This is a genomic window from Lentzea terrae (genome assembly GCF_003265345.1).
Lineage (GTDB): Bacteria > Actinomycetota > Actinomycetes > Mycobacteriales > Pseudonocardiaceae > Lentzea > Lentzea terrae.
Genome location: NZ_QFWW01000020.1, coordinates 749,500 through 770,789, shown reverse-complemented (window position 1 = coordinate 770,789; position 21,290 = coordinate 749,500). Strand labels below are relative to the sequence as shown.

Genomic DNA, 21,290 nt, shown 5'->3' with positions numbered 1-21,290 from the left:
GTTGTCCAGGGTGGCCTGCCCGACCTGGTTGGCGAGGTCGTCGTAGCGCATCGTCAGGGTCAGCGTGACCGGTTCGCCGCCGTGCTCAGGCAACTGATCGGCGCGCAGCATCAGGTCGACCAGCTCGGCCAGCGCGTCGCCTTCGCGTTCGGCACGCGAGCGCAGGTCGGGGCCCTCTTCGGCCGTGTCGGGGCGGGGCTTGGCCAGCGGATCGAGCAGCGCCTCGTACTTCGCGCCGGTCACCGCGTCCAGCTTCGCCCGGATCACCAGCCGCCCGTCTTCCCACCGCATCACATGCTCATTGCCCTGCCGCGAGGGCTCGGCATCACGGGGCTCGGGGTCGTTCTGATAGAGGCCGTAGGCCAGGTCCTTGCCGAACTTGCGCACCGCCATCGGCTCGTAGTCGCGGGCGTAGTCCACGACCAGGCCTTCGACCTCGGCGGGCAGGTCCTGCATGACCTGGGCGACCACCGCGACATGCTCCAGCGACAGCGCGCCCTCGGCCACCGCCTCGGCGGTGACGGGCAGCTCGGCGTCGAGTTCGCTGCCGGTCGGCGTGATCTCCCGACTCAACAGACCCGCGTGCGCGACCCATTTCTTGGCCGTGTTCGCATCCCAGCGCACCGCATGCCGCAGCACCTGAACCAAATTCTTGTAACCCAGCTCCGATGCGGCCCCACGCCGATCCAACTCGGCGATTTTCTGCATCACAGCAGATTCGCGAACCCGGATTTCCATCACCTCCGCGACGACACTGCTAAGCAGCTCGTCGGTGGACAGAAGTCGGGTTTCGCTCACGTGTTCCACTATAGCGCAAGATCACAAAACAATAACGGCACAAGGTGAACACAATCGAGTGAACCGAGCCGAACACCAATCCCAACGCGGCAAACCGGTAATGACGCAAGCCAACCAACCCAACCAACCCAACCACGCACGCTTGCGATTGGGGCTTGACTTTGGGTGCGAGGTGCTACCTTTTTCGGATCGGGCGGGTGCGAAGCATCCGACCTTTTCCGCCCGACCAGCGCCTCGCAAGGGCCCCGAAGTCATCTATGAAGGAGCGGGGCCGGTCAAGTGCTTGTGTGACCGTGTTTTCGGGGGGTTTGCGGTGGTCCTGGCATAGATGTGCCGGCTGGTCGCGGGGTCAGGGCTGGCCGGAGGCCACCTCCGCGGGAGGCATGGGCCTTGATGCCGCGATCAGTGGTGCGTCACGCTGTTCCGGATTCCGGGAACCCCTCGTTTCTTGTTGTTGGTGCTGAAAGTTCGAGTGTTGGTCGCGTTCACCGTGCCGGGTCTTGTTCCCGGTGACAGACCAGCGGGGGCTGGTTGCCGGTCATCTATTCGCGTGTCCGCGTGGTGGGGTGCGACCGTGACCGGGCGGGGTCAATCAAGACCACGACCACGCTGTCCCAGTGAGGTCACCGGGGTCAGGGGTCAGACTTCGGACGATCCGCGCCCGGTCACGACCAGGTCCGCGGTTCATGCCGCGGTGTCCGGTGAACCGGTGGTGGCCTGCGGGGCCAGGGCACGGATGTGCCCGTCGCGCAGGCCGAAGTAGATCAGGGTGAGCAGGCGGCGGGCGACCGCGACGGTGGCGATGCCACGACCGCGGCGCTGGCGGATGCCGTCACGGGTGGCAGCCGGCCATCCGGCGTCGGCGGGGACTTTCTGGGCAGCCTCGACCACCGCCCAGCGCAGCAGCCTCGAGCCCTGCTTGGTGATGTGACCACGACGCACGGTGCGGTCGGACTCGTGATGCTTAGGGGTCAGCCCGGCCCAGCTGCACAGCTGCCGCGGGCCGCGGAAACGCCGGATGTCACCGATCTCGGCGAGGATCACCGCCGCGAGGATCGGTCCGATACCGGGGATCTGCTGGATCACCGTCCAGCCGGGGTCCGCGGCGGCCCGGCGCAGGACCAGGCCAGTGACGGTGTCGATCTCGAAGCCGAACTCGTCGACCAGCCGACACAACGAGTTCACCCTGGCCCGGAACACCGGGTCCAGCGGGGCCTCCGCGAGCAGGGCGCGTCCCCGCACCCCCGAACAGGTCGGTGACCGGCAGGCGCAGGCCCTGCTTGGCCAGTACCGCGTGCACGCTCGCTTTCAACCCGGACCGCCGGTCGACCAGCCGGCACCGGTGCCGCACCAGTTCCCGTAACTCCCGCACTGCCACCGGGGCGATCCACGCCTCGGGCAGCCGGCCCATCCGCAGCAGGTCCGCCAGATCCGCGGCGTCCCGGTAGTCGTTCTTCACCCGCCGGGTCGTGAATCCCTTGATCCCCAAAGGGTGCGCCAGATGCACACGGGCACCGGCCCCGGCCAGCACATCCGCGGCCCAGTACCAGCCATACGTGGCCTCCAGCACCACCTCCGGCTGATCACCAGCCTTGGCGATCTCCGCCAGCAGCCGCATCGGATCGTTCACGATCCGCACCGCGTCCAGCCGCTCACCCAACGCGGTCATCCGCACGATCACCGAACGAGACCGGTGCAAATCAATCCCGACGAACTGTTTCCCGTCATACTCAGACACAGGGGCCTCCCTTGAGGGTTGATGTGAGCAACCCGAGTGTCCGCTCGGGACCCACCAGGAGCGAGGCCCCGCTCCTTCATCGCATCAAGCCCCAACGCAATCGTCGCGAAGCGGCGATGACGCAACCAGCCCCCGTCCGGCCACCAGGTCCGCGAGCACGGGCCACGCCACAACGCCAGTGCGTCCCGGAGAACCGCGACTTTCTGCCCTGGACTGGCTTGGACCATACCGTCACTCCACCAGGCGGATGCCCTCATGACGTGGCCGGTCGAACAGCTTCGTGCTGCGGTGCTTGAGGTGGAGGTCGAAGAACGCGGCCACGTAGTCGTGCTGGGCCTTGAGCGCGTCCCGCGGGTCGATCGTCCCAATGAGACTCTTGCGGCGTTCCGGTGCGATCTGCGCGATCTGCGGCACCGACCACTGCATGTCGCTGAACCCGAGGTGTGCACCGTTGTCCAGGTGCACATCGCGCTTCCACCCGCGCTGGTTGGGCCAGAAGTCGGCCCACGTCCTGGTCAGGCTGGTGTCGACGTGCGAGAGTTCGCGTTCGCCGGTGTCGCCGCCGAACAGCAGGAACGGCCGGTCCAGGCCTTGCGTCACGACTCGGCCGGGCGCGTAGGTGCCGCCGTCTCCGGTGTGTTCCATCGCGCCGTCGATGTTGATGCCCGCGTCGAACCTGCGGTCGTGCGCCATGGTCTCGCCGGCCGTGTAGCCGCCGTAGGAATGCCCGGCGATGCCCACACGCGAGTTGTCGATCCACTTGTGCAGACGCGGGAGTTGTGTCAGCACGAACCGCATGTCGGCCACCCGTGCGTCGATGGCCTTCTTCATCGTCTCTGGCTTGCCGTCCTGCAGCATGCCCCACTCGAGCCGCCGGCCGGGGAACTCCACCGCCGCCGACTCGTAGGTGTGGCTCACCGTCACCACGACGTAGCCGCGGCTGGCCAGATCGTCGGCGGCGCCGGCGTAGAACTCGCGTGGCGTCTGCAGGCCGGGTGAGAACAGCACGACCGGCCACTTGTTCCGGATCGGTGGAGCGTCCACCCGTGCCTGTCGCCGCGTGTCCGACCAGTCGACCGTCCCGGCCGGAATGCCGAGGTAGGCCGGGCTCGAGATGATCGGGTCGATGGCCGTCGCGAAGCCCTCGCTCAGCCACGGTGCTCGTGGTCCGCGGTGCTGGGCCGGATAGCTGACGGTGACCATCAGTTCCCGGTTCTTCGCCGGTTGGAACGGGTCGGCTCGCGTGGAATCGGTGAGGTGGGCGTCGAACGTGCCGACCGGGAAAGGCCCGCTGAGCTGCGGCGACACCAGCGTGGTGGCGGCCAGGGCGGCTGCCAGCAGTAGCTGCACAGTTGATCTCCCCCTTCGCGCGTGAGCCTCCCAGGCGCGCGCTGAGAGGGGGCTGAGAGCTTGTGGCGGGAGTGATCCGGTGCCAGGTTGGAGGTTGACGTACCAGCTGGTCCTCTGGGTGGGGAGATCACGGATGCGGCGAACAAAGGTGTTCGGGCTGCTGGCGGTGTGCGGGCTGCTGGCGGGATGTCTGGGGCAGACGCGGGAGGGCGATCAGGCGCGCAACGCCGACGCCAAGGAGATCACGCTGACGATCGTCGCCAACGCGGCGCAGGGCGGGAAGAACGCCCGCGGCGCCAACTGGCTGCAGAACTGGGTGATCCCGAGGTTCACCGAGCAGCAGAAGGCGAAGGGCGTCACCGCGACGATCAAGTTCGAGCAGAACGGCACCGGCGACGAGGACTACAAGACCAAGGTCGCGCTGGACCTGAAGACCGGCGGTGGTGGTGACATCATCGAGATCGACGGCATCTGGCTCGGCGAGTTCGCGCAGGCCGGGCAGATCAAGCCACTTGACGACGTGGTCGGACAGGGCACGAACTGGGACGGCTGGAACCAGATCCCCAAGGCCGTGCAGGGACTCGGCGAGTTCGACGGCAAGCGGTACGGGGTGCCGATGGGCACGGACGGACGCGTGCTGTTCTTCAACAAGAAGCTGTTCGCGCAGGCCGGGTTGCCCGCGGACTGGCAGCCCAGGTCGTGGCAGGACGTGCTCGACGCGGGCGCTCGGTTGAAGTCGCTGCCGGGTGTCACGCCGATCCAGCTCAACGCCGGCACCGCGATGGGCGAGGCGACGACGATGCAGGGCGTGCTGCTCGCGCTGGTGGGCACCGGCAAGCCCATCTACGACAACGGGAAGTGGCAAGGGGACTCGGCCCAGCTGAAGGACGTTCTCGGGCTGTACCAGAAGGTCTACGGCGGTGGGCTCGGCGATCCCGTGCTGCAGCAGGAGGCCAACGGCAGGCAGCGGTCGTTCCAGCTGTTCAGCGAGAACAAGATCGGCGTCCTGCTGGAGAGCGACTACTTCTGGCGTTCGGTCGTGGAGCCCAAGAACGGCGTGGCCAAGATGGCGGATCGCGACGCGGCCGTGGGGTGGGCGCTGGTGCCGGCACGTCAGGCGAAGGCGGGCGTCGCAGGGCAGGACTTCGTGAGCATGTCCGGCGGTGGCGTGCGGGTGATCAACCCGAACACCGAGTACCCCAGGCAGGCGTGGGAGTTCATGCAGTTCCTCAACTCCGCCGAGGCCGTCAAGGAGTCGCTGGCGGGCACGGCGCAGCTCACTCAGCGCCAGGACGTCAACGACGAGGTGCTCAAGGGCGACCCGATGCTGACGTTCATCGCGGAGAAGGTCCTGCCGATCACCCGGTACCGGCCGGGTCTCGCCGACTACCCCAAGGTGTCGGCGGCTTTGCAGCAGGCCACCGCGGACGTCGTGTCCGGCAAGAGCCCGGACGAGGTGGCGAAGTCCTACCGGACGGCGTTGGTGAAGGCGGTCGGCGAGGAGAACGTTGGATAGCTCAGGCCTGGGTGTCCGGCGGGCGGTTGCGTTCGTCGCCCCGGCGCTGGTGCTGATCGGGATCTTCCTGGTCTTCCCCGCGCTGTGGACGCTGTACATCGGCATCACGAACTACCAGCTCACCGGGCCGGCGGCGGCGAACCCGCAGGTGGTCGGGCTGGACAACGTGCTGGAGGCCGTCCGCGACCCGCTGTTCACCAACTCGGTGTGGCTGACCGCGTTGTTCGTGCTGTTCTCGGCGGTCATCGGGCAGAACGTGCTCGGCTTCGCGCTGGCGTGGCTGCTGCGGTCGGTGAGCCCGTGGCTGCGGCGGACGATCGAGGGCCTGGTCCTGCTCTCGTGGATCCTGCCCAGCACGGTCGTGGCGTTCCTGTGGTTCGCGGTGCTGAGCCGCGACACGGGCACGCTGGGGCTGCTGCTCGGCTCGCCGGAGACGTCGTGGCTGGTGCAGTACCCGATGACCAGCCTGATCATCTTCAACATCTGGCGCGGCACGGCGTTCTCGATGCTGCTCTACACCTCCGCGCTGGCCGCGGTGCCGCCGTCGCAGCTCGAAACGGCGCGGCTGGTGGGCGCGTCGGGCTGGCAGACCGTGCGGGACGTGGTGTTCCCGCACATCCGTGGGCACGTGCTGACCAACACGCTGCTGATCAGCCTGTGGACGGCCAACGACTTCACGCCGTTCCTGCTCACGTCCGGCGGGCCGAACCACCAGTCCGAGGTGCTGCCGGTGCTGATCTACCGGCAGGCGCTGGAGGGCGGGCAGCTCGGGTACGCGTCGGCGATGTCGTTGCTGCTGCTGGTCGGCAACCTCGTGATCGCCCTGATTTACCTGCGGTTGCTGCGGAGGCGGGCATGAGTCCTCTGTGGATCGTGCGCCGGATCGGCTTCTACGTGCTGATCACGGTGGTGCTGGCGTTCTTCGCGGTGCCGATGCTGTGGCTGGCCTCGGCGCCGTTCGACACGAAGCCCGGTCTCGGGTTGCGGTGGCCGGACTGGACTTTCGCGAACGTCTCGGCGACGTTCGATCATCCGTTCACGTTGTCCTCGCTGGTGAACTCGTTGATCCTGTGCGCGATCGCCACGGTGGTCACGACGGTGCTGGCGGCGTTGGCGGCCTATGCCTTGTCACGGGTGCGGATTCCCGGACGGGATCTGTTGTTGTACCTGCTGTTGCTGTTGTCGTCGGTGGTGACCGGGACGGCCGCGATGGTGCCGATCTTCGTGATGATGCTGCAGCTGGGGCTGATCAACTCGCAGTTCGGCACGGCGCTGGTGATCGCGGGCGGCATGCTGCCCGCGGCCATCTTCATCCTGAAGGATTTCGTGGACGCCGTGCCGCGCTCGTACGAGGAGTCGGCGTGCGTGTTCGGCGCCTCGCCGCGCCAGGTGCTGAGCCACGTCGTGCTGCCGGTCGCGCGGCCTGGGGTCGCAACGATCTTCGTGTGGGCGTTCGTCAACGCCTGGGGCAACTTCCTGCTGCCGTTCCTGCTGCTGCGCGACGTCGGCCAGCAACCGGCGGCGGTGCTGCTGCGCACCCTGTACGACGAGGGCGGCAGCGCCAACCTGACGGTGATCCCGGTGTTCTCGCTGCTGTACTCGATCCCGGTGGTCGTGCTGTACCTGTTCGTGAGCAAGCGGTACGGGTTCCGATTCCACGGAGGCATCAAGAGCTGATGGCGGGCATCACGATCGCCGCGTTGTCCACCGTCTACCCCAACGGGGTGCGGGCGGTGGACTCGCTTGACCTGGAAGTTGCCGACGGCGAGCTGTTCGCCCTGCTCGGCCCGTCGGGCTGTGGCAAAACCACGTTGCTGCGGACCATCGCGGGCCTGGAAGGGGCTTCGGAAGGCGTGGTTTCGATAGGCTCGCGCGACGTCACGCGGCTGCAGCCCGGCGAGCGCCGGGTCGCGATGGTGTTCCAGGACTACGCGTTGTTCCCGCACATGACCGTGGCCGAGAACATCGCCTATCCGTTGCGCGTGCGGGGCGTCGCGAAGTCCGTGCAGCAGGAGACGGCGGTGCGCACGGCGGAAGGCTTGAGCCTGGGGGCGTTGCTGGACCGGCGGCCGGGCCAGCTTTCCGGCGGCCAGCAGCAACGAGCGGCGCTGGCCCGTGCGGTCGCGGCGTCGGCCGAGGTGCTGCTGCTCGACGAGCCGCTGTCCAATCTGGACGCTCGACTCCGGTTGGAAGCGCGGACGTTCTTGAAGAAGCTGCAGCGCGAGCTGGAGTTGACGACCGTGTTCGTGACGCACGACCAGGCCGAGGCGCTGGCGTTGGCCGACCGGATCGCGGTCATGGACGCCGGCCGGATCCGCCAGCTCGGCACGCCGCGCGAGGTGTTCCAACGGCCCGCGGACACGTTCGTCGCGAACTTCATCGGCTCCACGCCCATGAACCTGGTGCCGCGCGATGACGTCGTTCTTGGTGTTCGGCCGGAGTACCTGGCGCCTGCTGCTGAGGGCCTGTTCACCGGGTCTGTGTCCATTGTGGAGAACCTCGGCGTGACGTCCCTGGTGACGCTGGACTGCGGCGAGGACCAGATCGGCTACATCGTGCCAGAGGACTCCGAGCCCTCGATCGGCGCCGTGGTGACCGTCGGTGCGCCAGCCGCCCGCGTTCTGCGCTATGACAAGGAGACCGGCCTACTCGTGAGGTGACCCCGATGTTCCAGACCGACGGCTACGAGACTTTCGGCCGTTTGCTGGCCCCTGCGAAGTTCGAGGCGCTGGCGGCGCACTTCGAGGCGAAGCTCGCCGCGTTGCCTCCCGGCGAGCGGCCCGAGCACATGGACGTGCCGCACCTGACCGACCCGGCGCTGTTCGGGTGGCTGCTCGACCCGGACGTGCTGGACCTCGTCGAGTCGCTGATCGGCCCGGACATCGCGCTGTTCTCGTCGCACTTCATCTGCAAGCCGGCCGGCGACGGCAAGCCCGTGCCGTGGCACCAGGACGCGCACTTCTGGCGCGACAGCATCTCGCCCGCGGGTGATGCGATCACGGTTTGGCTGGCCATCGACCCGTCCACGGTGGAGAACGGCTGTCTGCGGGTGATTCCGGGCAGTCACCTGGCGCCTGTTTCGCACGTCGGGAGCTCCGACTCGTTCTTCAACCAGGAGACGGTGGTGGACGAGTCTTCTGCGGTCGACGTGGAACTGGAGCGCGGGGCATGCAGCGTCCACTCGGCCATGTTGGTGCACGGGAGTCCGCCGAACCGCAGCACGATGCGGCGGTGCGGGTACACCATGCGGTACATGCCGACAACTGTTCGGTATCTCAAGTCGGACGATCGTGGGATCTACCTCGCCCGCGGTCGCGACCACGCGGGCAACTCCTACGCGCCGGTGCCGTGAGTTCTTGAATGGACAACAAAACGGCGCTTCGTCAGTGGTCTGGTCCAGCTTGATCGATCCTCCACCTTGACCGCTCCCTGAGCCGGACATAGCGTACGGGAAAGCGCTTTCCGACCAAGGGAGCTACGTGAAACCGGTTTCGGGGGACCGCTGGCGTGGCGTGGCCGAGCGATCGTGGCGTCCGGCCGCGCTGCTCCTCGCCTGCCTCGCGATCTGGCATCTCATCACCGTCACCGGCCTGGTCGAGGCCTACCTCGTGCCGTCGCCGGGCAAGACCTTCGACCTGCTCGTGGACAAGTGGTCCTACCTCTGGGGCCACACGTGGGTGACCACCTACGAGACGCTGCTCGGCTTCGTCATCGCGGGCATCCTCGGCGTCCTCATGGCCGTCGCGATGGTCTACTCGCGGACGATCGAGAGCACGGCGTACCCGATCCTGCTGTTCGCGCAGGTCATCCCCAAGATCGCCATCGCACCGCTGTTCGTCGTGTGGCTCGGCTTCGGCTTCGAGCCCAAGGTCATCGTGGCCGTGCTGATGGCGTTCTTCCCGGTCGTCATCTCCACCGTCACCGGTCTCAAGTCGGTCGACGCCGAGATGCTGGAGCTCGCGGCCACGATGGGCGGCGGGCCGGTCAAGACGTTCGTGAAGATCCGGTTTCCGGCCGCGCTGCCGCACCTGTTCGCCGGTCTCAAGGTCGCGGTCACGCTGGCCGTCACCGGTGCCGTGGTCGGTGAGTTCGTCGGCTCCAACGAAGGCCTCGGATACGTGATCCTGCAGGCCAACGGGAACATGGACACCCCGATGCTGTTCGCCGGCCTGATCGTCATCTCGGTCGTCGGCATCCTCCTCTTCCTCCTGCTCGACCTCGCCGAACAGCTGATGCTGCCGTGGCACTCCAGCAGGCGTGGCGCCGCCGTCACAACACTCCTAGCGAAGGGCGGATCATGAAGAGAGTGCTCGCAGGCCTGCTTCCCGCGATGCTGGTGGTTGCCGCCTGCGGTGGTGGTGGCGGCACGACAACAGGACAGAGCGGTGAGGTCAAGGACGTCACCCTCACGCTCAACTGGTACCCGTACGGCGAGCACGCGCCCTTCTACTACGGGGTCAAGCAGGGCATCTTCGAGAAGCACGGCATCAAGCTGAAGATCCAGGCGGGCCAGGGGTCCGGCAAGACCGTCCAGGCGACGGGCGCCGGCCAGACCGACTTCGGCTGGGCCGACACGTCCGCGCTCGCCACCGCCGTTGAGCAGGGCGTGCCGGTGAAGAGCGTGGGCGTGTTCCTGCAGACGACGCCGGCGTCCGTGCAGTTCTTCGCCGACAAGAACATCAAGAAGCCGGAGGACCTCAAGGGCAAGTCGGTCGCCACGACGGCGGGTGACGCGCTGACCAAGACGTTCCCCGCGTTCCTCAAGCAGAACGGCATGCAGGAGTCCGACGTCTCGATCCAGAACATCGACCCGGCGGGCAAGATGGCCGCCGTCATCTCCGGGCGCACGGACGTGTTGCTGGGCTTCGCGTCCGACCAGGGGCCGACGATCAAGGAGAAGTCCGGCAAGGACGTCGGGTACCTGCGGTTCTCCGAGTTCGGGTTGAACTACTTCAGCAACGGGCTGCTCACCGGCAAGACCGTGCTGCAGAAGGATCCCGAGCTGGTGAAGAAGATGGTCGCGGCCACGCAGGAGGCGTGGACGGCGGCCGAGAAGGCGCCGGACGCCGCGGCCGAGTCGATGAAGGGCGCGGCCGAGCAGCTGCCGTCGCCGACGGTGGTGCTGGAGCAGTTCAAGACCACGCTCACGTTGCTGCACACCGATGCCACGAAGGGCAAGCAACCGGGCGTCAACACCGCGGACGACTGGAAGAAGACCATCGACACGTTCCAGAAGACCGGCATCATCAAGCAGGCTTCCGAGCCGTCGGCCTACTGGGAAGAAAGCGTGGCTCCGAAGGGATGAGCATTACTTTGGGAACCACTTCCGCCGTCGCGATCAACGACGTCTCCGTGCGCTTCCACTCGAAGCGCACGGAGGTCACCGCGATTCAGCAGGTCTCGCTCGACGTCGCGCCTGGCGAGTTCGTGTCGATCGTCGGGCCGTCCGGCTGCGGCAAGTCGACACTGCTCAAGTTGGTGTCCGGGCTGCTGAAACCGTCGTCGGGCTCGGTGACGCTGCTGGGCGAGGAGGTGCGCGGGCCCCGGCACGACATCGGGTTCGTGTTCCAGCGGGCGGCGTTGCTCGAGTGGCGTTCGGCCAGGAAGAACATCCTGCTGCAGGCCGAGATGCGCGGCATGAACTCGGCCGAGGCCGGGAAGCGCGCCGACGAGCTCATCGAGATGACCGGGCTTTCGGGGTTCGAGAACGCCCTGCCGCACGAGTTGTCCGGTGGCATGCAGCAGCGCGTGGCGTTGTGCCGCGCGCTGCTGCACCAGCCGCGCGTGCTGTTGATGGACGAACCGTTCGGCGCGCTGGACGCGTTGACGCGCGAGCAGATGAACGTCGAGCTGCACCGGGTGTGGCGGGAGACCGGCACGACGGTGCTGCTCGTGACGCACTCGATCGCGGAGTCGGTGTACCTGGCGAACCGGGTGATCGTGCTGACGCAACGGCCGGCGGTTGTCAAGGAAGTCATCGAGGTCGACCTGCCGAGCGAGCGGGACTACTCCGCGACGATGGCCCGTCCGGAGTTCGCCGCGGCGACCGCGCACATCCGGGACCTGCTCGGAGCCGTGACAGGGCACGATTGATCGGGGTCGAACGGTTTCATCGCGTGACAGCGCTTGACCGGTCCCCTTGTGACCTGGGTCGGCCGTGGGTAAAGTCTGGCAAGCCGCCGCGTGGTAAGCGCTTTCCAGCGATCCACGAGGTGGTGCGATGTCCGTTCGATCGCTCTCGGTCCTTGCCGCGCTGGCCCTTGCCGCGGCCACGTTGGTACCGCAGGCCGCTGCGCAACCCGGTCCCGTCTCCGACCCGCTCCCGACGCCCGCACCGTCCGGCATCGGCGTCAAGCTGCAGGAGATCGCACGGCTGCCGCAGTCGTCGACCACGCCCGCGGCCGGTGACAGCCGGTTGAAGCAGTACAACAGGGTCAACTACCTCGGCGAGATCCCGGACGGCTCCGGCCGGTTCTTCGTGCCGGACATGAACGGCAAGATGTACGCGCTGAACCGCGACGGCAGCGGGCAGCGCACGTACCTCGACGTCCGCGCCACGATCGGCGCGACCTTCCACAACCACCAGGGGCTCGGCAGCGGGTTCGGGTTCGTGGCGTTCCACCCGCAGTTCGCGACGAACGGCAAGTTCTACACCGCACACACCGAAGCGAAAGACGCGTTGAAGAACCGCAAGCCGGATCTTCCGTCACCGTCGAACGCGGTGGTGCACGGCGTGATCACCGAGTGGACCGCCACGAATCCTCGCGCGGCCACGTTCGCGGGCAGCAGGCGGGAACTGCTGCGCATCGGGTTTGCCATGTACCTGCACGGGTTCCAGGAGATCGGCTTCGGCCCGGACGGCCTGCTGTACCTGGCCGTGGGCGACGGCGGCATCGGCTACCGCTCGGACGTGCCGCAGGACGTGAAGGTGCCGCAGGGCAAGATCCTGCGCATCGATCCAGCGGGATCCAACAGCGGCAACAAGAAGTACGGCATCCCGCCGTCGAACCCCTACCTGGGCAAGCCCGGTGCGCTGGCCGAGCTGTACGCGATCGGCATGCGCGACCCGTACCGCTTCAGCTGGCACAACGGCAGGATGTTCCTCGGCCACATCGGCGAGAAGGTCGTCGAGTCGGTGTACGAGGTCAAGCCGGGTGCGAACCTCGGCTGGGGGCAACGGGAAGGCCACCTCACCTACCGCCGCAACGATCCCAAGTGCCAGCTCTACCCGTTGCCCGCCGACGACGCGAAGTTCGGCTACACCTATCCCGTCGCGGGCTTCGACCACAACCGGCCCAATGGCGGCTGCGGGGACAGCGGCAACGCGCTGATCGGCGGGTTCGTCTACCGCGGCACGGCGATTCCGGCGTTGCAGGGCAAGTACGTCTACGGCGAGGGCGTGAAGGGCCTGCTGTACTACGCCGACGAGAAGGACATGCGGGCCGGCGCGCCGATCGCGAAGACGTTCGAGCTCGCGGTGTACGACTCGGCGGGCAAGCGCACGACGATGCGCACGCTGGCCGGCAAGAGCCGCGTCGATCTGCGGTTCGGCACGGACGCCGCCGGAGATCTCTACGTGCTGGCCAAGGCGAACGGCAAGGTCTGGAAGGTCACGGGCACGATCCAGACGCTGGAAGCCTGTGATCCGGGCAGCGACGTCGTCAGCGGTGTCACCTCCGCACGGGACTGGAAGCCCGTCACCACATCGCGCTGGCGCTTCCCCGGCAACGAGGTCGTGCTGTCGAAAGCTGGTGCTACGAGGCCAGGTCCGCGGCGCCCCAACGAGTACGCCGTCGTCACCAAGGGTCCGGCGTTCGGCAACGTCACCGTCGACGCCCAGGTGCGGCTCGACACCCCGGTCTCGCAGAAGGACCGCGACGTCGTGATCGTGTTCGGGTACCAGTCGGACACGCGCTTCTACTACGCGCATCTCTCGTCGGACAACAAGATCTACCCGCACAACGGGATCTTCCTCGTCGACAACGCCGACCGGCTGCGCATCGACGACCAGTGGAACGGCTCGGTCGGCGCACCGCCCGCCGTGACGGACATGAAGTGGCACAAGGTCCGCATCACGCACTGCGCGGACACGGGCTCGATCGCGGTGTTCGTCGACGGGCAGTCGCAGCCGTTGATGACCGCTGTGGACCGGACGCTCTCGTCCGGCCGTGTCGGGTTCGGCTCGTTCGACAACATCGGCCGCGTGGCCGACCTCCGGATCAGCGGGAAGGGCGTGTGATGAGGAAAGCTCTGCCGGGACTCGTTCTGGTGCTCGCCTGTGCCGCACCGGCGCAGGCCCAGCCGCCTTCCGAGGTGTTCCCCGGCATCGCCTCCGCGGTCGTGCACCACTACGACTTCGAGCACCCGCTGACCGGTGACGCGAAGAAGGAGGACGACATCGGCCGGACCGACTCGCGCACGCCGATCTCGTTGATCAACGGCGGTGCGGCGATGCGGGTCGCGGACGGCGCGTTCCCGGGCTCCAAGACGTCGATGCAGCTCAAGCAGGTGCAGCCGAACAAGGCGGGCAACGACGACTGGAAGGCGGGCGTCTACAGCTCTTCCGGTGTCGCGTCGATGAAGGCGTTCAACAAGGTGCGCGCTTTGTCGATCATGACCTGGGTGAAGATCACCGGGGAGGCGCCCGCGCGCAACTCGAACTCGTCCGGCACCGGCGACTTCTACGGCGCCATCGGGTTCGCCGGTGTGCTGACCGGCAACTCGGACGGGCACGCCGCGCGGGCGTTGCTGGAGACGGAGAACCACGGCGGTTCGATGAAGCTGATCGCGCTCGCCCGCCGGGTGGACGGCAGCGACAAGCAGTTCTGGGTGTCCAAGGCCGAGTGGAAGACGCTGGTGCCGCCGGGGAAGTGGGTGTTCCTGGCCGGCACGTTCGACTTCGACAACAACGCGATCGGGCTCTACGTGGACGGGAAGCCCGTGGAGGGCTCGTACGCGGTGAAGGGTGATCCGTGGAAGGTGGTGGGACCTCCTGAGCCGGACTTCTCGTCGGCGACGAACCCGCGCGGGATCAAGATCGGAGGCAGCAACCCGCAGAACAGCCGGGAGACCAACGCCTGCAACTGCCGGATGGACGGGTTGATGTTCCTGGATCGTGCGCTGACCGCGGAGGAGGTGCGGGCGCAGTACGAGTGGGTGACCAAACCGCGGAGCTGAGGGTTGTAACCACCTTATTAGCTGGGTAGATTCCGGTGGCCGCCGCGATGGAAAGCGCTTTCCGCTGCCGTGCTGCTGCCACGGCCTGGCCCACAGGGTGGTGGGGATGTACAGACGGTTGTCTTGTTTGGCTGTCACAACATTCGTGCTCTCAGCGTTGTTCTCGCCCATTGCGTCGGCTCAACCGGATGCGCCGGTCGCCGACCCGTTGCCCACGCCCGGCGCCTCCGGCATCGGCCTGGAACTGACCGAGGTGGCGCAGCTGCCGGAGTCGAAACCGGTACCGCCGCCGACCGACGCCCGCCTGCGCCGCCACAACCGGATCAACTACCTCGGCGAGGTGCCGGACGGCTCCGGCCGGCTGTTCGTGCCGGACATGAACGGCAAGCTCTACCTGCTGGAGAACGGGGTTCAGCACGCGTACCTGGACCTCGGTGCCGTGGTGGGGCCCGACTTCCACAACCACCGCGGCCTCGGCAGCGGTTTCGGGTTCACCGCGTTCCACCCGAAGTTCGCGCGCAACGGCAAGTTCTACACCGTGCACACCGAGACCGGGTCGGCGCTGACGGACAAGGTGCCGGACCTGCCGTCCGCCAACTCGGTGGTGCACGGCGTGATCACCGAGTGGACGGCGAGCGATCCGCGCGCCGACGTCTTCTACGGCACGCACCGCGAGGTCATGCGCGTCGGCTACGCGTCGTTCATCCACGGCTTCCAGGAGATCGGGTTCAACCCGGAAGCGCACTGGTGGGACGAGGACTACGGCCTGCTCTACATCGCGTCCGGGGACGGCGGCATCGGCCTCACGACGACGCTGCCGCAGGACCTCTCGTTGCCGCAGGGCAAGATCCTGCGCGTCGACCCCTTCGGCACCAACGGAGCCAACGGCCGCTGGGGAGTCCCGCGGTCGAACCCGTTCGTCGGGCAGGACGGCAAGCTCGGCGAGATCTACGCGTACGGCATGCGCGACCCGTACCGGTTCAGCTGGGACCGCGGCAGGATGTTCCTCGGCCACATCGGCGAGAAGGCCGTCGACTCCGTGTACGAGGTGCGCAAGGGAGCCAACCTCGGTTGGAGCGAGCGCGAGGGCCTGTGGGCGTACCGCAAGGGTGACCCGTCGTGCGGCGTGTTCCCGCTGCCCGCGGACGACGCGAAGTACGGCTACACCTATCCCGTGACCGCGTTCGACCACAACCGGATCGCAGGCTCGCGGCCGTGCGCGGACAGCGGCAACGCGTTGATGGGCGGCTTTGTCTACCGCGGCTCGAAGATCCCGTCGTTGCGCGGCAAGTACATCTACGGCGAGGGCGTCAAGGGTCTCATCTACTACGCCGAGGAACGCGAGATGCGCGCCGGGAAGCCGATGGCTTCGACGCGCGAGATGATGGTCTACGCGGGTGGTCAGCTGACCACGCTCAAGGCACTGGTCAACGACCCCAATCGAGTCGATCTGCGGTTCGGGCAGGACGCAGATGGCGAGCTCTACGTGCTGGCCAAGGCGAACGGCAAGATCTGGAAGGTGACGGGTGCGCGCACCTTCGCCTCCTGCCGGTCTGGCCACGATTTCGTCGCCGGTGCCTCGTCGGCGCGGTGGTGGGAGCCGGTGACGCCGACGCTCTGGCAGTTCCCCGGCCGTGAGGTCGTGCTGGCACAACCCGGTGTTGCCAGGCCCGGGCCGCGCCGTCCGTTCGAGTACGCCGTGCTGAAGAAGGGTCCGGCGTTCGGCAACGTGACCGTCGACGCCCAGGTGCGGCTCGACACTCCGGTGGCCGAGTCCAACCGGGACGTGATCATCGTGTTCGGCTACCGGTCCGACACCGAGTTCTACTACGCACATCTGTCGTCGGACAACAAGATCTACCCGCACAACGGGATCTTCGTCGTGAACAACGCCGATCGGCTGCGTCTGGATCACCAGTGGGATGCCGCGCGTTCCGTCGGCGCTGCTCCTGCTGTCAGCGATACCGCGTGGCATCGCGTGCGAGTGAAGCAGTGTGTTGATACCGGTGAGATCGCGGTGTACGTGGACGGTTCGCCGTACCCGTTGATGACCGCCGTGGACAAGACGTTCTCGTCCGGCCGCGTCGGGTTCGGTTCGTTCGACAACATCGGCAGACTGCGCGACCTGCACGTGCGCGGCAAGGGAGTGCGGTGATGAGACGACTGTTCGTGCTCGGCCTGGCCGGGGTGTTCTGCGTCGGTCTGGCCGCGCCGGCGCAGGCCACGTTCGGCACGGTCCTGCCCACCCTGTCCCGCAACCTGGTGTCGTACTACGACTTCGAACACCCGGTGCGCGGCAACAAGGCGTTGGAACAGGACCGCGGCCGGTCAGGCACAGCTCTGTCGCTGGTCAACGGCGGCGCCGACATGCGGGTGCGGGACGGCGCGTTCTGGCGCAGCCGCAACTCGTTGCAGCTCCAGCAGATCAACCCCGCGGTCGTCGGCAACGACGATTGGAAGGCAGGTCTGTACCGCGAAACCGGTGTGCCTTCGCTACGGGCGTTCAACGGCACGCGCCAGGCGTCGATCATGGGCTGGGTGAAGATGACGGGCCAGAACCCGGCCCCGAACTCGAACTCGGCCAACCCGAACGACTTCTACGGCGCGATCGGTCTCGCGGGCGTGCTTTCCGGTGACTCCAACGGCCATGCGGTTCGAGCGCTGCTGGAGCTCATCCAGGTCGACGGCGAGCTGAAGCTCGTCGCCTTGGCGCGGCGGGTCGACGGTGGTGACTCGCAAACGTTCGCGGCTGCCGAGCCCTGGCAGAAGTTGTTGCCGCAGAACGAATGGGTGTTCCTCGCGGCCACGTTCGACTTCGACTCCGGTGCGATGGTGTTGTACCGCAACGGGAAGGCCCTGGACGGCAAGTACGTCGTCGCCGGGGATCCGTGGAAGCTCGAAGGCGAGCCGGAACCCGACCTGGCCTCGGCCACCGACCCGCGCGGGATCAAGATCGGCGGCAGCTACCCGCAGAACAACCGCGAGGGCAACGCCTGCAACTGCCGGATGGACAGCCTGATGTTCCTCGACCGGGTGGCCAAGCCGTGGGAGGTCCACCTGCAGTATCGCTGGATGAAGGGTTAGTTCTGGGCACCTGATCGCCGGTAGCACTCGGCGATCAGGTGCCAGGCCTCCTCAAGCCAGGGCGCCGCGCGCAGTCCGGCGTCGATGGCGTCCTCGTACCGTTCCGCGGCGAAGTTGACCTCCATCAGCCGGTACCAGTGCTCGCCGGTGACGGTGCCGCGCAGCTGTGCGTGGCCGACGACGTCGTTCAGGTCGAGCTCGGCGGCTTCCGGCAGCTGGTACAGGGCTTCCCGTGCCTTCTCCGGGATGCCGCCGCGGGTGAACGTCTCGTAGGCCTCGTACGGCGCCGCGCCCGTGAGCGTTGCTTCCAGCATCTGCAAGGAACCCAGCACCAACGGATCATCCGCGTGGCGTTTGCCCCGCGCGACGGCGTGCACCGCCTCGAGGCGTCGTCCCAGGCTGTTCAACGTGTACGCAAGCCAGTACTCGCCCCACGCCTGACCTTCGCCGATCGTGTGCAGTGCCCGCACGGCTTGCTCCACGGTCTCGACGCCCTCGTCGGCGTCGTCGTGCGCGACCCACAACCCCAGCCAGCACCGGCTCAGCTCGGCCCGTCTGCGGTCTCCGTGCTGCAGATACGTGCGGATCGCGCGCCGGATGACGTCCGGTGTCTCGTCGGTCTGGAAGAACCTGGCCCTCATCTCGTCTCTGCGCGCCTGCAGCGGTTGTGGCAGGTCGTCCTGGACCTGGGCGAGGCAGGCGTGCGCTTCGTGGGGTTCGCAGCGCAGGTCGTGCAGCTCGACGCGATCCAGCAACTCCTCGTCGCCGAGTCCTGGTGGTGGCGTTGGGATCGACGGCAGGTTCCACGGGTAGATCGGCAGGAAGTCGCTGAGCGGTTCGGTGTTCAGCGTGGCCCTGATCCGGTCGCCGCACGTGCTGGTGCCGTTGCGGGCGTCGAACCGCGCGGCCAGATCCGTTGCCAGCGCACGTAGCTGCGGCTCGACGTCCCACCCCAGCCGACGCGCGAGAACCGCGGCCGACGCGGCGTACTCCATCGTGGCGAACGGACGTCTGCGCGCCTCGAACTCCGCGACCCACCACTGTGTGCCTTCGCTGAGGTTGCCGGTGAGGGCGCAGAACCCGGCCATCCTGCCGAAGTCCTCGAGCCAGCCCTCCACCTCGGCGAGCCCGCGCACGAGCCGCCGGTAGGTGACGACGGCCTCGTCCCACTTCTGCTGACGTGCCAACGGAAGCAGCATCATGCTCCGCATCCGCACCAGCCGTTCGTCGAAGACGTCTGGATCATCGAGCAACGGCGCCGCGACCCGCACGGCCTCCTCGTCGTCGCCACGACCCAACAGGATCTCGATGCGGTAGACGTCCCACCACTCGTCCCGCTCCTGGCGGCGCAGCTCTTCCTCGGCCTGTGCCCAGTCACCGACGTGCACCGCGATCTCTCGTCGCACCATGTGCACCGTGCGCCCGGTCCGCCGTTCCAGGTCGGCGAGCGCGCTGTGGATCTCGTCGAGCGAGCGGTCCGGGAAGTCGACCATGCAGGAGACCAGCCAGGCGTACCAGCCGAGCAGGTTCGCCTCGTCTTCGACGAACCGCTCCGGCCGGTGTCGGTGCTCGTCCAGGCACGTGGTGAGCAACGGCCAGATCAGGTCCCAGCGCCCGTCGGCCCGATGTGCTTCAGCCAGCGCTTGCCGGCCCAGGAACGTGAGGCGCGGGACGTCGTGCACGTCGGCGCGCCACACGATCTCCTCGAGCTGTCCGGTCCGTTTCTCGCCGTGCGGCAGGCCCCGCACCGCTTCGAAGTCCGCCCACAGGTCACTACCCCCAGGAGTGATCACGGGGCGAGCCTAGCGTCACAGCGTGGCGAGCCGGACCGCTTTCGCCATCGCCTCGAACCCCTTGTCGCCGGGGTGCAGGTGGTCGCCCTGGTCGTAGTCGGGCCGAATCCGCTGCGGGTCGGCCGGATCCCGGATCACCGCGTCGAAGTCCACCACGGCGTCGAAGTCGGAGCTGGTTCGGATGAACGCGTTGACGGCCTGGCGCACCGACTCCAGCTCCTCGGTGTAGCTGCGCCAGCCCTTGAACGGCGTGATGGTCGCGCCGATCACCCGCAACCCGCGGTCGTGCGAGCGGGACGCGATCTGCTTGAGCGCCGCGATGATTTTGGCCGGGTCGGTCTGGTGCGGGGTTTGCTGGATGTCGTTGATGCCCTCGAAGACGATGACCGAGCGCACGCCGGGCTGGGTCAGGACGTCGCGGTTCAGGCGGGCCACGGCGTTGATGCCGGCCCATTCGCTGTCCAGCAAGAGCCTGTTGCCGCTGATGCCCGCGTTCAGCACGCCCATGCGGGTGTTGACGCGGTCGGCGAGCTGGTCGGGCCAGCGGAGGTTCGCGCCCCACGTCGAGTTCGCGCCGTCGGTGATCGAGTCGCCGAGGGCCACGACGCTGCCTTGCAACGTCGACGAGCGGACGTCCACGCCGGAGACGTAGTGCCAGGCCGTGGTGCGTTCGCGGAAGGCCGCGGCGGACTCGTCGGACGTGTGGTTGCCGTCGCGGGTGAAGTACGAGTTCTGCATGGACAGCGAGTGGTGGGTGACCGGACCGCCTGGCGAGGGCGTGAAGACGCTGACCAGGAGGTCGGAGTCGGCCGGGACGTTCAGCGCCACGCCGTCGCTCACCACGTCGGCGCCGGGCGGGGCGGTGATCGAAGCCGAACCGCCGAACGTCAGGGTGCGCATCGTGCCGGGCAACGCGGTGGGCGTGTCCGGGCCGGCCGCGCGGGCCACCGTCACGGCGCCGAACTGGACCGGTGTGCGGCCGTAGGCGTTGGAAAGGCGGACACGGATTTCGCGGCCGCCCGCGCTGACGTGGACGATGTTGCGCATCGAGTAGTTCGGGTAGCCGTTCTCGGTGCCGGCGACGGCCGCGGACGGCGCGGTCGCCCACGTGCCGACCCATCTGGCCGGCGCGGCCTGCGCAGGTGCGGCTGCCGCCACCAACAACGCCACTGCCAGCAGAAAGCGCGTCATGCATTCGACCTTGGCAGCGCTCTCGCACGGACGGTATCCGCCGATCATCGGATCTATGCTGGGCAACGTGTGGAACGGAGCTGAGTACCAGCGAAGGTTCGACTCGCTCGCCGAGTCGGGGATGGACGTGCACGGCGAGGCGACGTTCGTGCGTGCGTTCGCGCCGAAGACCGTGCTGGACGCCGGGTGTGGCACCGGGCGCGTGGCGATCGAGCTGGCCAGGCACGGCATCGAGGTGGTCGGTGCGGACCTGGACGAGTCGATGCTCGCCTACGCGCGGGAGCACGCGCCGGACATCACGTGGGTGCGCTCCGACCTGGCCGAGCTCGATTTGGGGCGCACGTTCGACGTCGTGGTCATGGCGGGCAACGTGCCGCTGTTCACCGCGCCCGGCACGCAGGACGAGCTCGTCGCCGGCGTAGCACGGCACGTCGGGAAAGTGCTGATCGCCGGGTTCAGCCTTGATCGCGGGTACACGGTCGAGGAGTACGACGAGCACTGCGCGCAGGCCGGGCTGCGGCTGGTCGAGCGGTTCGCGACGTGGGACCGGCAGGAGTTCCGCAACGGCGACTACGCGGTGTCGGTGCACCTGTCTTGATTGGGCCAGAACCCTGGTCTTGCGTCCGCTGCACGGTGTAGGTCT

General features: G+C 67.6%; 18 protein-coding genes and 1 pseudogene. 13 read left to right on the top strand and 6 right to left on the bottom strand.

All coding sequences use genetic code 11. The features are described 5' to 3' along the window. The 4 genes and pseudogenes from DI276_RS25505 to DI276_RS25495 form a co-directional block, all read right to left on the bottom strand. On the bottom strand, nucleotides 1-798 hold a 798-nt coding region (locus DI276_RS25505; RefSeq protein WP_119724485.1), incomplete at its 3' end, for a DUF222 domain-containing protein. A gap of 684 nt (nucleotides 799-1,482) precedes the next feature. Further along, a complete protein-coding gene (locus DI276_RS51225; protein ID WP_232836895.1) occupies nucleotides 1,483-2,040 on the bottom strand; it encodes a transposase in 558 nt (185 codons plus the stop codon). Between the two features lie 52 nt (nucleotides 2,041-2,092). Then, nucleotides 2,093-2,536 (bottom strand): annotated as a pseudogene (locus DI276_RS53435) (IS110 family transposase); the annotation flags it as partial. Between the two features lie 231 nt (nucleotides 2,537-2,767). Beyond that, nucleotides 2,768-3,886: an alpha/beta hydrolase family protein gene (locus DI276_RS25495; protein WP_112267549.1), complete on the bottom strand. Its 1,119-nt coding sequence runs from the start codon at nucleotides 3,884-3,886 to the stop codon at nucleotides 2,768-2,770. A 133-nt stretch (nucleotides 3,887-4,019) separates the two neighbouring features. Between DI276_RS25495 and DI276_RS25490 the strand changes: the two genes are divergently transcribed. The 12 genes from DI276_RS25490 to DI276_RS25435 all read left to right on the top strand — a co-directional run bounded on the left by DI276_RS25490 (nucleotide 4,020) and on the right by DI276_RS25435 (nucleotide 17,663). Then, a complete protein-coding gene (locus tag DI276_RS25490) occupies nucleotides 4,020-5,402 on the top strand; it encodes an extracellular solute-binding protein (RefSeq protein ID WP_112267547.1) in 1,383 nt (460 codons plus the stop codon). Beyond that, entirely contained in the window at nucleotides 5,395-6,261 is an 867-nt protein-coding gene (locus tag DI276_RS25485; protein WP_112267545.1) for a carbohydrate ABC transporter permease, read from the top strand. The genes DI276_RS25490 and DI276_RS25485 overlap by 8 nt, the downstream gene beginning before the upstream one ends. Continuing rightward, complete coding sequence (locus DI276_RS25480) at nucleotides 6,258-7,079, top strand: carbohydrate ABC transporter permease (RefSeq protein WP_112267543.1); 822 nt, start codon at nucleotides 6,258-6,260, stop codon at nucleotides 7,077-7,079. The genes DI276_RS25485 and DI276_RS25480 overlap by 4 nt, the downstream gene beginning before the upstream one ends. Continuing rightward, nucleotides 7,079-8,062, top strand: a complete 984-nt coding sequence (locus DI276_RS25475) for an ABC transporter ATP-binding protein (protein WP_112267541.1) — start codon at nucleotides 7,079-7,081, stop codon at nucleotides 8,060-8,062. The genes DI276_RS25480 and DI276_RS25475 overlap by 1 nt, the downstream gene beginning before the upstream one ends. Nucleotides 8,063-8,067: 5 nt before the next feature. Next, complete coding sequence (locus DI276_RS25470) at nucleotides 8,068-8,754, top strand: phytanoyl-CoA dioxygenase family protein (protein ID WP_157984923.1); 687 nt, start codon at nucleotides 8,068-8,070, stop codon at nucleotides 8,752-8,754. Between the two features lie 127 nt (nucleotides 8,755-8,881). Further along, entirely contained in the window at nucleotides 8,882-9,703 is an 822-nt protein-coding gene (locus DI276_RS25465) for an ABC transporter permease (protein ID WP_232836894.1), read from the top strand. Continuing rightward, nucleotides 9,700-10,707, top strand: a complete 1,008-nt coding sequence (locus DI276_RS25460; RefSeq protein ID WP_112267535.1) for an ABC transporter substrate-binding protein — start codon at nucleotides 9,700-9,702, stop codon at nucleotides 10,705-10,707. Before DI276_RS25465 ends, DI276_RS25460 begins: the two co-directional genes overlap by 4 nt. Before the next feature lie 8 nt (nucleotides 10,708-10,715). Beyond that, entirely contained in the window at nucleotides 10,716-11,495 is a 780-nt protein-coding gene (locus tag DI276_RS25455) for an ABC transporter ATP-binding protein (RefSeq protein WP_232836893.1), read from the top strand. Between the two features lie 127 nt (nucleotides 11,496-11,622). Next, complete coding sequence (locus DI276_RS25450; protein ID WP_112267531.1) at nucleotides 11,623-13,641, top strand: PQQ-dependent sugar dehydrogenase; 2,019 nt, start codon at nucleotides 11,623-11,625, stop codon at nucleotides 13,639-13,641. After that, nucleotides 13,641-14,579: a LamG-like jellyroll fold domain-containing protein gene (locus DI276_RS25445; RefSeq protein ID WP_112267529.1), complete on the top strand. Its 939-nt coding sequence runs from the start codon at nucleotides 13,641-13,643 to the stop codon at nucleotides 14,577-14,579. The genes DI276_RS25450 and DI276_RS25445 overlap by 1 nt, the downstream gene beginning before the upstream one ends. 127 nt (nucleotides 14,580-14,706) lie before the next feature. Then, nucleotides 14,707-16,734: a PQQ-dependent sugar dehydrogenase gene (locus DI276_RS25440; RefSeq protein ID WP_232836892.1), complete on the top strand. Its 2,028-nt coding sequence runs from the start codon at nucleotides 14,707-14,709 to the stop codon at nucleotides 16,732-16,734. Further along, the gene (locus tag DI276_RS25435) at nucleotides 16,734-17,663 is read left to right on the top strand and encodes a hypothetical protein (protein ID WP_112267525.1); all 930 of its coding nucleotides are present in this window, start codon (nucleotides 16,734-16,736) and stop codon (nucleotides 17,661-17,663) included. Before DI276_RS25440 ends, DI276_RS25435 begins: the two co-directional genes overlap by 1 nt. Here DI276_RS25435 and DI276_RS25430 read toward each other — a convergent pair. Continuing rightward, complete coding sequence (locus DI276_RS25430) at nucleotides 17,660-19,456, bottom strand: hypothetical protein (RefSeq protein WP_157984922.1); 1,797 nt, start codon at nucleotides 19,454-19,456, stop codon at nucleotides 17,660-17,662. The genes DI276_RS25435 and DI276_RS25430 overlap by 4 nt on opposite strands. 15 nt (nucleotides 19,457-19,471) lie before the next feature. After that, entirely contained in the window at nucleotides 19,472-20,647 is a 1,176-nt protein-coding gene (locus DI276_RS25425) for an SGNH/GDSL hydrolase family protein (RefSeq protein WP_112267740.1), read from the bottom strand. 67 nt (nucleotides 20,648-20,714) lie between these two features. Here DI276_RS25425 and DI276_RS25420 point away from each other — a divergent pair, with 67 nt between their 5' ends. Beyond that, nucleotides 20,715-21,245 (top strand): class I SAM-dependent methyltransferase, encoded by a 531-nt coding sequence (locus DI276_RS25420; RefSeq protein ID WP_232836891.1) that lies wholly within the window; start codon nucleotides 20,715-20,717, stop codon nucleotides 21,243-21,245. Nucleotides 21,246-21,290: the final 45 nt, after the last annotated feature.